11 protein-coding genes are annotated in these 11942 nt (G+C 71.3%); 8 read left to right on the top strand and 3 right to left on the bottom strand.

The window, feature by feature from the left end; genetic code table 11:
* Nucleotides 1-57: 57 nt before the first annotated feature.
* On the bottom strand, nt 58-594 hold the full coding sequence (locus Mam01_RS04305) for a PadR family transcriptional regulator (RefSeq protein ID WP_204284160.1): 537 nt from the start codon (nt 592-594) through the stop codon (nt 58-60).
* Nucleotides 595-650: 56 nt separating this feature from the next.
* Here Mam01_RS04305 and Mam01_RS04300 point away from each other — a divergent pair, with 56 nt between their 5' ends.
* Together Mam01_RS04300 and Mam01_RS04295 are read left to right on the top strand one after the other, a co-directional pair.
* Nucleotides 651-2081 carry an MDR family MFS transporter gene (locus tag Mam01_RS04300; RefSeq protein ID WP_204284159.1) on the top strand — a complete coding sequence of 477 codons (1431 nt, stop codon included), beginning with the start codon at nt 651-653 and terminating at the stop codon, nt 2079-2081.
* A gap of 97 nt (nt 2082-2178) precedes the next feature.
* Nucleotides 2179-3030 carry a CARDB domain-containing protein gene (locus Mam01_RS04295; RefSeq protein ID WP_204284158.1) on the top strand — a complete coding sequence of 284 codons (852 nt, stop codon included), beginning with the start codon at nt 2179-2181 and terminating at the stop codon, nt 3028-3030.
* Between the two features lie 28 nt (nt 3031-3058).
* On the opposite strand, the gene galE is transcribed toward Mam01_RS04295, so the two are convergent.
* The gene (gene galE / locus Mam01_RS04290; protein ID WP_204284157.1) at nt 3059-4012 is read right to left on the bottom strand and encodes a UDP-glucose 4-epimerase GalE; all 954 of its coding nucleotides are present in this window, start codon (nt 4010-4012) and stop codon (nt 3059-3061) included.
* Nucleotides 4013-4173: 161 nt separating this feature from the next.
* Between galE and Mam01_RS04285 the strand changes: the two genes are divergently transcribed.
* The 3 genes from Mam01_RS04285 to Mam01_RS04275 all read left to right on the top strand — a co-directional run bounded on the left by Mam01_RS04285 (nt 4174) and on the right by Mam01_RS04275 (nt 7626).
* Nucleotides 4174-5514 (top strand): hemolysin family protein, encoded by a 1341-nt coding sequence (locus tag Mam01_RS04285; RefSeq protein ID WP_204284156.1) that lies wholly within the window; start codon nt 4174-4176, stop codon nt 5512-5514.
* A gap of 73 nt (nt 5515-5587) precedes the next feature.
* On the top strand, nt 5588-6601 hold the full coding sequence (gene trpS / locus Mam01_RS04280; protein ID WP_150930644.1) for a tryptophan--tRNA ligase: 1014 nt from the start codon (nt 5588-5590) through the stop codon (nt 6599-6601).
* 62 nt (nt 6602-6663) lie between these two features.
* Entirely contained in the window at nt 6664-7626 is a 963-nt protein-coding gene (locus Mam01_RS04275; protein WP_239101028.1) for a YihY/virulence factor BrkB family protein, read from the top strand.
* A gap of 9 nt (nt 7627-7635) precedes the next feature.
* Here the strand turns inward: Mam01_RS04275 and Mam01_RS04270 are convergent, their stop codons facing one another.
* Entirely contained in the window at nt 7636-8928 is a 1293-nt protein-coding gene (locus Mam01_RS04270; RefSeq protein WP_204284155.1) for a D-alanyl-D-alanine carboxypeptidase family protein, read from the bottom strand.
* A gap of 93 nt (nt 8929-9021) precedes the next feature.
* Between Mam01_RS04270 and Mam01_RS04265 the strand changes: the two genes are divergently transcribed.
* The 3 genes from Mam01_RS04265 to Mam01_RS04255 all read left to right on the top strand — a co-directional run bounded on the left by Mam01_RS04265 (nt 9022) and on the right by Mam01_RS04255 (nt 11937).
* A complete protein-coding gene (locus Mam01_RS04265; protein ID WP_204284154.1) occupies nt 9022-9228 on the top strand; it encodes an SCO4848 family membrane protein in 207 nt (68 codons plus the stop codon).
* Nucleotides 9229-9278: 50 nt separating this feature from the next.
* On the top strand, nt 9279-10451 hold the full coding sequence (locus Mam01_RS04260; protein WP_204284153.1) for a glutamate--cysteine ligase: 1173 nt from the start codon (nt 9279-9281) through the stop codon (nt 10449-10451).
* Between the two features lie 244 nt (nt 10452-10695).
* Nucleotides 10696-11937, top strand: coding sequence for an amidohydrolase (locus tag Mam01_RS04255; RefSeq protein ID WP_373868680.1), 1242 nt, complete (start codon nt 10696-10698; stop codon nt 11935-11937).
* Nucleotides 11938-11942: the final 5 nt, after the last annotated feature.

Raw genomic sequence — 11942 nt, 5'->3', positions numbered from 1 at the left:
GGACCGGCCGCTTCAGGACCGAGCGCTTCAGGACCGAGCGCTTCAGGACCGAGCGCTTCAGGACTGGGCGCGGATCTCGGCGATCGCGTCGTCCGCCCACTTGAGCACCATGCGGGTCTGCCGGATCCCGAGGTCCAGAGCGAGGTTGCCGAACTTGACCCGCGCCGTCCCCTCCGGGATGGGCGCCGAGTGCTTGGCCGTCCAGAGGGCTTCCAACTGAACCAGCTTCTGCTCCGAATGGGCCCGGAACCGCTCCAGCACGGCCACCGCCTCCGGCGCGTCGAGCAGCGGGATGAGGAACGCCTGCAGCGCGACCTCGCTGCGCGCCGGGCCGGTGGGATCGTGGCCGAGCAGCCATTCGCGCAGCTCGGCGCGGCCTTCGGCGGTGATCGTGTAGATCTTCCGGCCGCGGGCGCCCTCCGCCTCGACCGTCACCAGCCCGTCCGCGGCCATCTTGGCGAGCTCCGGATAGATCTGGCTGTGACCGGCCTGCCAGACGTGGGCCACCGACTTCTCGAACGATTTGGCCAGGTCGTAGCCGCTCGCCGAGCCGTACGCCGTGAGCAGACCGAGGAGGGCGATGCGCAGGGACATGCCCCTCACTATACCTCCGTATTGACATGTAAGCACTGACATGTCACCTTCGACACATGCGATCCAAGAACGGACTCCTCCTCTTCGCCGTGCTGGGCGGCATGTTCCTCGCGATGCTCGACCAGACGATCGTCGGCACCGCGCTGCCCAGGATCGTCGGCGAGCTCGGCGGCACCGGCCTCTACACCTGGGTGGTCACCGCCTACCTGCTGACGTCGACCATCACGGTCCCGTTGTACGGCCGGCTGTCCGACGCGTACGGCCGCAAGCCGCTCCTGCTGACCGGGGTGGCCCTGTTCCTGCTCGGCTCGATCCTGTCCGGCGCCGCGCAGAGCATGGGGCAGCTCATCGCCTTCCGCGGTCTGCAGGGCCTGGGCGCGGGCGCGCTGCTGCCGCTGTCGCTCGCGCTGGTGGTCGACCTGTTCCCGCCGGAGCGCGGCGGGCGCGTGCAGGGCGCCCTCGGCGGGGTCATGGCGCTGAGCTACCTCGCCGGGCCGTTCCTCGGCGGCCTGTTCACCGATCACGCGAGCTGGCGCTGGGCCTTCTACGTGAACGTGCCGATCGGCGCCGTCCTGGTGGCGATCATCGTGTGGCGGCTGCCGCACCGGCCGGGGCACGGCGGGGCCCGGCCCGACTACCTCGGCATCGCGGTCTTCAGCGCCGCGATCAGCGCGCTGCTCGTGGGGCTGACCGAGAAGGGCGTGGACGGCCACACCTGGACGAGCGGGCCGGTGATCGGGCCGATCGCCGCGTCACTCGCGCTCCTCGTGGTCTTCGTCGTGGTCGAGCGCCGGGCGGAGCAGCCCATCGTGCCGCTCCATCTCTTCGCGAACCGCACCTACTCGCTGGTCAACGTCGCCTCGTTCTTCACCGCGTTCTGCATGTACGCGGGAGTGGTCTTCCTGCCGCGCTACTTCCAGGAGGCGCGCGGCCTCAGCGCCACCTCCTCCGGGCTGCACATCTACCCGCTGATGCTGGCGATGGTGGTGGGCAGCGCGGTCACCGGCGCGCTGATCTCCCGCACCGGCCGGTACAAGCCCTGGCTCGTCGCCGCGACGGTTCTCCTGGTGGCGGGCACGACGTTGTGCGCGAACCTCGCCGCCGGCACCTCGGAGCCGCTGCTCGTCGCCTGGATGGCGCTGATCGGTCTCGGGATGGGGCCCATGCTGTCGGGCCTCACGGTCGCGATCCAGCGGTCCGTGCCGCCCCAGTACGTCGGCACGGCCAGCGCGAACCTGACGTTCTTCCGGCAGATCGGCGGCTCGGTCGCACTGGCCGTCGCCGGCACGGCGTACGCGTCGGTGGTGGCCCGGGAGGCTCCGGCGCACGGACTGCCCGCCGCGCACGCCGCGGCGACCGCGACGGTGATCCCCTGGCTCGGGGTCGTGGGCGCGGTGGTCGCCCTCCTCGCGCTCGCGCTGCTGCCCAACCGGAACCTGTGGCTCGACCGGTCCGCGCCGCGGCAGGAGAACCTGGTCACGGCGTGAGTTCCACCCCGCGTCAGCGGCGCCGTACGCGGCGTGTCGGGCGGTCGCGGGCACCGCCCGGACGATTGAATTGATCTCACGCTTTCGGGGGAGCAGCATGGGTCGCAGGGTCGTCACGGGGTTGGTCTGTGTCTTCGTCGCGGGAACGCCGCACCCGGCGCTCGCCGCGCCGGGGACGGCGCCGGCGCAGGGGCGGTGGGGGACCGCCGATCTCATGGTCGGGATCACCGCGTCGCCGAAGGTGGCGCAGCCGGGGCAGCCGCTGACCTACCACGTCAGCGTGCACAACAAGGGCCCGGGAGACGCGGTGCTGCCGACGCTGCGGGTGCGGCTGCCCCGCGACTTCCAGATCCTGAACGTCGGCGTGGCCGAGTGCGGGCCCGGCTCCGTCCGCAACGAGGTGGTCTGCCGGTCCTCCGACGACGTCCTGCCCGGCGGCTCGGGGGACATGACGATCACGGGCATGATCCGGCCGGGGGCGCACGGCCCCCTCCGCGCGCGGGCCGACCTGACCTCCGAGGTGCTGGACGACGACGAGGCCGACAACACGGCCGAGACGGTGACCAAGGTCGACGAGGGCGCCGACCTCGCCATGCGGTTCAGCTCCTCCACCCGGTACACCCGTCCCGGGCACTGGTTCGCCGTACGGGCGGAGGTACGCAACCGGGGGCCCCGGATCGTCCGGGACGCCTACGTGTTCTTCCAGCCGCAGGAGGCCCGGCTCCAGTCGGCGACCGGAGCGCGCTGCCACCGGAGCCGCCAGTTCGTGGGCTGCGCGCTGCCGCCGATCAGGTCGGGGTCGCGGGGGCTGCTCAAGCTGGTCTTCCGGGTGCCGTCCCGGGCCTCGCACGCCGTGGCGACGATGGCCACCGTCTACTCGCGCCGCTTCGGCGACCGCCGGCCGGCCAACAACCGGGCCAGCATGCGCGTGGCCCTGCGCCGCGCCTGACCGGCCACCTACACCGAAGGCGAGGAGCTCAGGCGGGTTTCGCGCAGGCGGCCCAGGCGTCGGCGACCATGTCGCGCAGCGAGCCGTGCGCCTGGGTCCAGCCGAGCTCGCGCTGGATCTTCTCCGACGACGCCACCAGGACGGCCGGGTCGCCGGGACGGCGCGGGGCGGTGGTCACCGGGATGGGGTGCCCGGTCACCTCCCGGCACACCTCGACGACCTCCTTCACCGAGAAGCCGCTGCCGCTGCCGAGGTTGTAGATCCGGTGCTCGCCGGGCGCGCAGGCGTCGAGGGCGAGCAGGTGGGCGTCCGCGAGATCCGTGACGTGGACGTAGTCGCGGACGCAGGTGCCGTCCGGGGTGGGGTAGTCGGTGCCGAAGACGCTCACCGACTCCCGCTCGCCGAGCGCCACCTTCAGGACGTTGGGGATCAGATGGGTCTCGACCGTGTGCCGCTCGCGGAACCCGCCGTACGCTCCGGCCACGTTGAAGTAACGCAGGCTGACCGCGCCCAGGCCGTACAGGCCGGCGAAGGCGGTCAGCGCGGTGTCGACGGCGAGCTTGGACGCGCCGTAGGGGTTGCCGGGCCGGGTCGGGTCGGTCTCCAGGATCGGCGTGCGCTCCGGCTCGCCGTACGTCGCGGCGGTGGAGGAGAAGACGATCCGGTCCACTCCGGCCTGTCGCATGGCGTCGAGCAGCGCCAGCGTGCCGCCCAGGTTGTGCGACCAGTAGAGGCCCGGCCGCTCCACCGATTCGCCCACCAGTGACTTGGCGGCGAAGTGGAGCACGGCGTCGAACCCCTCGGAGAGCACCCCGGCGGCCTCGGTGATCGACGCCTGCACGAACGACGCGCCGGGCGGCACCGCGTCGGCGTGCCCGGTCGACAGGTCGTCGAGCACCGTGACCTCGTGCCCGCGCTCCAGGAGCCGCGCCGCCACGACGCTGCCGATGTACCCGGCTCCACCAGTAACCAGCAACCGCACTGTGCGCTCCTGTTCGAAAGTGTTTGATTATGTAGGCCCAGAGCCTAGCTTACGCGCTTGACCTGAGGAGCGGGTTAAATGCCACCAGTACCGCAATCTCCGCGAGCCGTGGAGATCGCGGCGACCGGCCGGCACGCCCGACACCCGAACGGACAAAAGACGTGAGCAACGTCGCGGTGACCATCGCCCTGGTCCTCATATTCATCCTGATCGGCGGGTTCTTCGCGGCGGCCGAGATGGCGATGGTCTCCCTGCGGGAGAGCCAGATCCGCCGTCTGAGCCGCGAGGGACGCCGCGGCGCGCGGGTGCAGAAGCTCGCCCGCGACCCCAACCGCTTCCTGTCCGCCATCCAGGTCGGCGTCACGGTGGCGACGGTGCTGTCGGCCGCCCTCGGCGCCGACGCGCTGGGCCCGGAGTTCGCCCCGGTCCTGGAGGGATGGGGCATGCGGCCGGACGCCGCCGCGCCCGCCGCGTTCGTCACGGTCACGCTCGCCATCTCGTACGTCACGCTCGTGCTCGGCGAGCTCGCGCCCAAGCGGCTCGGCCGCCAGCGGGCGGAGAGCCTGTCGCTCCTGACCGCCCCGCTGCTCGACCGGATCGCCACGCTGTCGCGTCCGGTGATCTGGGTGCTGTCGAAGTCGACCAACGGCATCGTGCGGCTGGTGGGCGGCAACCCGTCCGCCGACCGGGCGGCCATGACGACCGAGGAGTTGCGCGACATGGTCGTGGGGCACAAGGAGCTCACCCAGGACGAGCGCGACGTGATCGCCGAGGTGTTCGCGGCGGGCAAGCGCCAGCTCAGGGAGGTCATGCTGCCCCGCACCGAGGTCGAGTTCATGGCCGCCGACACGCCGCTCGCCGAGGCCGCCGTGCTCGCCGCCGCCATGCCGCACTCCCGATTCCCGGTCTACCGCGACACCTACGACGACGTCATCGGGTTCGTCCACGTACGGGACCTGCTCGACCCGGTCAGGACCGGGCGGCTGGAGCCGATCAGCGAGGTCGTGCCGATCCGGCCGGTCAAGCTCGTGCCGGCCAGCAAGCGGGTGCTCGCCACGCTGGCCGAGATGCGCGACGAGGGCCACCACCTCGCCATCGTCGTGGACGAGTACGGCGGCACCGACGGCATCGTGACGCTGGAGGACCTGGTCGAGGAGCTCGTCGGCGACATCCGCGACGAGTACGACGAGAGCGGCGACGCCGTACGGGTGATCGCCGGTGACGTGGAGGTCGACGGGCTGGTCAACCTGGACGAGTTCCACGCGCAGACGAGGGTGCGGCTGCCCGCCGGGCCGTACGAGACGCTGGGCGGGTACGTCATGGCCTTCCTCGGTCACCTGCCGCAGCGCGGCGAGGTCGCGGAGGCGCCGGGCGTCACGCTGACCGTGACCGAGATGGACGGCCGCCGGGTCTCCCGCGTCCGCGTCACCCGCAATCCCCCCGCCGACGCGTCCCCCGCCGATGAGACCCCCGCGGAGGAGCCCCCGGCCGCGACCGTCTGACGGCCCTCCGACGGCCGTCCGCGGCCCGGCGCGTGTGTCGCGGGCAGCCCGCGAGTCCTGACAGAATTGCCCCATGGCTCTCGCTCGCGTCCTGTCCGGCATCCAGCCCACCGCCGACTCGTTCCACCTGGGGAACTACCTCGGCGCCGTCCGGCAGTACGTCGCGTTGCAGGACACCCACGAGGCCTTCTTCTTCATCGCCGACCTGCACGCGCTGACGGTCTCCCCGAAGCCGGAGGAGCTGCGCCGCCGCACCAGGGTCGCCGCCGCCCAGCTCTTCGGCGCGGGGCTCGACCCGGAGCGCGCCGCCGTGTTCGCCCAGAGCCACGTACGCGAGCACAGCGAGCTGGCCTGGTACCTCATCTGCCAGACCGGCATGGGTGAGGCCGGGCGGATGACCCAGTTCAAGGACAAGTCCGCCAGGTACGGCGAGAGCTCGGCCGGCGTCGGCCTGTTCACCTACCCGATCCTCCAGGCGGCCGACATCCTGATCTACCAGGCCGACCAGGTGCCGGTGGGCGTGGACCAGAAGCAGCACCTGGAGCTCAGCCGCGACCTCGCGCAGCGCTTCAACAGCCGCTACGGCCCGACCTTCAAGGTGCCGAACCCCTACATCCTCAAGGAGGTCGAGAAGATCACCGACCTCCAGGACCCGACCGCCAAGATGTCCAAGTCGTCGTCGAGCCCGCAGGGCATCATCGACGTCCTGGAGGAGCCGAACGCCCTGCGCAAGAAGATCATGCGCGCGGTGACCGACACCGGCAGCGAGGTCGTCGCCGACGAGGAGAACAAGCCGGGCGTCACCAACCTGCTGCGGATCCACTCCGCGCTGACCGGCACGCCGATCCCCGAGCTGGAGGCCCGGTTCGCCGGGCAGGGCTACGGCACCTTCAAGAAGGAGGTCGCCGAGGCGGTCATCGAGACGTTCGCCCCGATCCGCGAGCGTACGGAGAAGCTGCTGGCCGACGAGGCCGAGCTCGACCGGCTGCTGGTCGCCGGCGCGGCCCGGGCCCGCGCGGTGGCCCGCGAGACGATGGCCCAGGTGCGCGAGCGCCTCGGCCTGCTGCCGTCCCCGTCCTTCGACTGACCGGCACCGGCGGGTCATCCGTGGGCAGGCATCGAGCCCTCTCCGCGGGGTAGAGAACCGCGATGGGGATGGGGATCGTCCAGCAGGTCACCCGGCGGGTGGACGCGGTCAAGGCGGCGGGCCGGGTGTGGATCGAGCGCAACCGGATCCGCTTCCGCGCGCTCGACCACCTCATCCGGACCGTGCAGCGCTACCAGGTGCAGACGGGCGACCGGCTCGCGGGCGCCATCACCTACTTCGCGTTCCTGTCGTTCTTCCCGCTGATCGCGCTGGCCTTCGCGCTGTTCGGGTACGTCGTGACGATCCGCCCGGACGCGCTCGAGACGCTCACCGAGGCGATCAACAGCCAGCTTCCCGGCCTCGCCGGGCAGTTGCACATCGACCAGCTCGCCGGGGCGCGGGCGCGGGCCGGGATCATCGGCCTCCTCGGCCTGCTCTACGCCGGTCTGGGCGCGATGGACGCGCTGCGCGGGGCCCTGCGCACCGTCTGGATGACCTGTGAGCCGCCGCTCAACTACTTCGTCGGCAAGCTGCGCGACCTCGTCGCGCTCGTGCTCATGGGCGTCGTCCTGCTCGCCTCGGTGATCGCGAGCGGCTTCGCCACCGGGGCCACGAGCACGGTCGCCGGCTGGCTCGGCCTCGGCTCCTCGCCGCTGGCCGGTCTCGGCGTCTGGCTCGCCGGGGTGGCCGCGAGCCTCGTCGCCGACCTGCTGCTCTTCCTGGTCATCCTCGGCTGGCTGGCCAAACCGGCGCAGCCGTTCCTCGACGTGCTCAGGGGCGCGCTGCTGGGCGCGGTCGGCTTCGGGGTGCTGAAGCAGCTCGCCGCGCTGATCCTCTCCAGCACCCTGCACAACCCCGTGTACGGCACGTTCGCGGTGGTCGTGGGGCTGCTGCTGTGGATCAACCTCTCGGCCCGGGTGATCCTCTACGCCGCCGCGTGGACGGCGACGGCCACCCTCGGCCCGCCTCCCGAGCCCACTCCGCTTCCCTCGCCCGCGACCACCCCCACCCACGGCACGGCCTGACGGCGGGCGTCAACCGCCGGAGGGGTCCTCCCTGCGGGACCGGCGGCGCCGGGCGTACGCGCCGCCGAGGGCGAGAATCGCCACCAGGCCACCACCGGCGAACAGGGGGACGACCGGTCCCGAACCCGCGGGCTCCCTTCCCGCGACCCTGTGCGCGTCGCCGCCTGTGCCGCCCGCCGCGCCGGGCGTCTGAGTGGGCCGTACGGCCAGGGCGGACGACGAGGGCGTGGGGTCGGGCGCCGGCCGGACCAGCTCGCCGATGGGGGCGACCCGGCTCCGCGCGGCGAAGCCCCAGTCGAGCAGCTTGGAGACCTCCTCCCAGAAGCCGCCGGGGTGATGCATGATCACGACGATGATCGTGTGACCGTCACGGCGGGCCGCGCCCACGAAGCTGCCGAGGGCCTTCGACGTCCAGCCGTTCTTGACGCCGAGCATGCCCTTGTAACGCCCGAGCAGCCGGTTGTGGTTGGCCATCTCGTAGTAGGCGGGCGCCGGAGACTCGCTGGGGTCGGAGTCGTCGTCGTGGTGCTTCTTCTTCTTTTTCTTGCCGTAGTCCTTCGGCGCCGGGAACTTGGCGACCTTCGTGCTGATGTACTCGCGGAAGGCGGGCATCGCCAGCCCGGCCCTGGCGATCAGGGCGAGGTCGTACGCCGAACTGCGCTGGCCCGGGGCGTCCAGGCCGTTCGGCGTCCTGGCCGCCGTGTCGTACGCCTGGAGTTTGCGCGCCTGCTTGTTCATGTCGGCGAGCGTCCTGGTCAGCCCGCCGTTGGCCTCGGCGAGCGCGACCGCGGCGTCGTTGGCGGAGACCATGAGGAGCGCCCGCATCAGGTCGTCGACCTTGTAGATCGGTTCGGGGACGATCCCGACGGCGCTGCCCTCGACGTTGCAGGCCTTCTCGCTCGGCTTGATCTTGCGGTCCTTGTCGAGCCGGGGGATCAGCGTCACGGCCGTCAGCGTCTTCAGCGTGCTCGCCGGCAGGTAGTGCCCGTGCGGGTCCTTCGCCGCGAGCACCGCGCCGGTGTCCGCGTCGGCGACCAGGTAGGCGGAGGACTCGGTCTTGGGCGGCGCCTTGAAACCGGCCGGCGCGATGACGCCGTGCCCGGCCAGCCGTTCCCCGCCGACGGTGGCGGCCCCGGCGGCCGGCCCGGTCGCCCCGGCGGCGGCCGCGGTGTCGCTCGCCCGCGGGGTGGGCGGAGTCGGCTCGGCACGCGCTCCGGCGGCGGGAGAAGCGCCGAGCAGCGCCGTCGTCAGCAGCCCCGCCGCCGCCCCGGTCGCGGCGAGTGCCCGTAGGTTCGTCCCCATAGGGGGCTCAGCCTAGCCTTGACTGTTTTCGCATGAAGCGACATATGCCCCATAGACCTCGGGGCCACGCGGAGAGCCGCCGATACTGGGGACATGACGAGACGTGTCTCCGCCTTTCTCGTGGCGCTCGCCGCGTTCATGATCTTCGAGTGGATCAACCTGGGCTTCAACCTCGCCGACGGGCACAGGACGTCCTTCTACGTCGTCCACGGGGTGCTGATCGCGGTGAACATCCTCCTGGCGCTGACGCTCGCGGCCGTGGGCGTGCGGGGATGGATGAGGGGTAGGGCTGACCACTGACGACGTAGTCCGGCACGACCACGTGCACGACCAGGTGATGGAGGCAAGCGGTGACCATCGAGTTCAATCCCTCGCGGGGCGCGACGCTCGGGGTGGAGTGGGAGCTTCAGCTCGTCGACACGCACACGCGGCATCTGCGCCAGGACGCGAGGGACGTGCTCGCCGCGGTCCCCGACCTCAGTGAGGGCCAGCGGCCCAAGGCGATGCACGAGCTGATGCAGTCGCAGGTCGAGATCATCACCGATGTCTGCCACACGGTCGCGGAGGCCGTACAGGACCTGCGCAAGAGCATCGACCGGCTGGCCGAGGTGGTCGAGCCGCGCGGCATGGCGCTCGCCTGCACCGGGACCCACGCGATCAGCGACTGGCGGGACGCCGTCTACGCGCCCAACCAGCGGTACGTGGAACTGGTCGAGGAGATGCAGTGGCTCGCCTGGCGCATCCAGACGTTCGGCGTGCACGTCCACGTCGGCGTGCGGGAGCGGGACAAGGTCATCCCGATCGTCAACGCCCTCGCGGCGTACCTGCCGCACTTCCTCGCGCTCACCTCCTCCAGCCCCTACTGGGGCGGGCAGGACACCGGGCTGGCGTCGAGCCGGGCCATCGTCTTCGGCTCGCTGCCCACCGCCGGGCCGCCGCATCTGCTTGCCGACTGGGCCGAGTTCGAGGAGTACATGGACACGCTGATCAAGGCGGGCACGATCCGCAGCATCAAGGAGGTGTGGTGGGACATCCGGCCGCACCCCGACTTCGGCACGATCGAGATCAGGATGTTCGACGGCATCCCCACGCCGCGCGAGGTCGGCATGGTCGCCGCGCTGTCCCAGTGCCTCGTGCAGCAGTTCGACCAGCAGATCGACCGGGGCTACACGCTGCCGCATCCGGCGCCGTGGGTGGTTCGCGACAACAAGTGGCGCGCGACGCGATATGGTCTCGACGCGGACGTGATCACCGACGACCATGGCTCTACGGCGCCGATGCGCGACGTATTGTATGAACTTCAGCGCGAACTCGAACCGGTCGCAGAGCGGCTCGGCTGTGCCGAGGAACTGGCGGTCGTGACCGACGTGCTGGAGCAGGGAAGCTCCTCCGAGCGCCAGCGGGCGATCCTCGCCGACGGCGGGAGCCTCCAGGACGTGGTCGATGCCACGATCATCGAGCTCGCCGAGGACAGGTTCGTGACGTCGAACCCCAACCGCGACGCCGGACAATCGGGCTCCTGAAGGGGTACGTCTGATATGTCCGGGAAACTGCGCCGCAACTCTGACAATCGGCGATGACCGGTGTAAATACTGGGTAACCCGCCGTATCAAGGGCTCGCGGCATGGGAGGATTGTGAATGAAGGGTCGGTGGAGGCGAGGCACGCCCGCTCGGCCCTTCTGGGCTTTTTCATGACTTCTTTTAGTGATCATATGGACGATCCGATGACCCGTGGCCGGGACGGCTCACCGGAGAAGGGAAGACCCGTGGCCACCTCATCGAAGCTCGCTACGCCGGACGCGGCCGTGCCGGGAAGCACCGACCTGGCCGCGCAACTGGCGGACTTCCTTCGCGAGCACAACGATGAGCTGATCGAGTTCCGGCGCGACCTGCACGCGCATCCGGAGATCGCCTTCAGCGAGCATCGCACGACGGAGAAGATCGCCGAGCGCATGACCGACGCCGGTCTCACGCCACACCCGATGTCCCGAGGGACCGGCCTGTGGGTGGACCTCGGCCGGGGCGAGGGGCCGACGGTCGCCCTGCGCGCCGACATCGACGCGCTGCCGATGGAGGACGAGAAGGACGTCCCCTATCGCTCCACGAACCCGAACGCCTGCCACGCCTGCGGCCATGACGTGCACACGGCCATGGTCATCGGCGCGGGGCTGTTCCTGGCGCAGCAGGCCGACGCGGGCGCGCTGCCCGGCCGGGTACGGCTGATCTTCCAGCCCGCCGAGGAGGTGGCGAGCGGCGCCCTGGAGGTCATGCGCGACGGCGGCCTGAACGACGTCGACCGCATCTTCGCGCTGCACTGCGACCCGCGCCTCGACGCCGGGCACGTCGGCCTGCGCACCGGCCCGATCACCGGATCCTGCGACAGCCTGCGCATCCGGGTGGCCGGCCCCGGCGGGCACACCGCCCGGCCCCACCTGACCGTGGACCTCGTCTACGCGCTCAGCAAGATCGTCACCGAACTCCCGGCCGCGCTGTCGCGGCGCGTGGACCCCCGGTCCAGCCTCAGCCTCGTGTGGGGCCAGATCTCGGCCGGATCGGTGGCCAACGCGATCCCGGACGTCGGGACGGCCCAGGGCACGATCAGGTCGCTGGACGAGGAGGCCTGGCACCAGGCCCCCGACCTCGTCAAGGCCCTGCTCGACTCGGTCGCCTGCGCGTACGGCGTGGACGCCGAGATCGACTACCGGCGCGGCACGCCGCCCACGGTGAACGAGGCCACCAGCATCCAGATGCTGCACGACGCGGTCACCCAGATCATCGGCGAGGACAGGGCCGTGCCCACCCCGCAGAGCCTCGGCGGCGAGGACTTCTCCTGGTACCTCGAATCGGTGCCCGGCGCGCTCGCCCGCCTGGGCACCCGGCCGCCGGGGGTCGTGGACGAGGTCGACCTCCACCGGCCGCAGTTCGACGTGGACGAGCGCGCCATCGGCATCGGCGTCAAGGTGCTCGCCGCGACCGCGCTCACCGCCCTGTGGGGCGGCAACCGCTGAGGCGT

The organism is Microbispora amethystogenes (assembly GCF_016863015.1).
In the GTDB taxonomy this organism is placed as follows: Bacteria; Actinomycetota; Actinomycetes; order Streptosporangiales; family Streptosporangiaceae; genus Microbispora; species Microbispora amethystogenes.
This window is presented reverse-complemented; position numbering and strand designations above follow the sequence as displayed.

What these genes read in the sequence shown, in the direction of transcription:
- Mam01_RS04305 (WP_204284160.1), bottom strand. Translation starts at nt 594, where the DNA reads ATGTCCCTGCGCATCGCCCTCCTCGGTCTGCTCACGGCGTACGGCTCG.
- Mam01_RS04270 (WP_204284155.1), bottom strand. Translation starts at nt 8,928, where the DNA reads ATGGGGACGAACCTACGGGCACTCGCCGCGACCGGGGCGGCGGCGGGG.
- Mam01_RS04300 (WP_204284159.1), top strand. Translation starts at nt 651, where the DNA reads ATGCGATCCAAGAACGGACTCCTCCTCTTCGCCGTGCTGGGCGGCATG.
- trpS (WP_150930644.1), top strand. Translation starts at nt 5,588, where the DNA reads ATGGCTCTCGCTCGCGTCCTGTCCGGCATCCAGCCCACCGCCGACTCG.
- Mam01_RS04265 (WP_204284154.1), top strand. Translation starts at nt 9,022, where the DNA reads ATGACGAGACGTGTCTCCGCCTTTCTCGTGGCGCTCGCCGCGTTCATG.
- Mam01_RS04295 (WP_204284158.1), top strand. Translation starts at nt 2,179, where the DNA reads ATGGGTCGCAGGGTCGTCACGGGGTTGGTCTGTGTCTTCGTCGCGGGA.
- Mam01_RS04275 (WP_239101028.1), top strand. Translation starts at nt 6,664, where the DNA reads ATGGGGATGGGGATCGTCCAGCAGGTCACCCGGCGGGTGGACGCGGTC.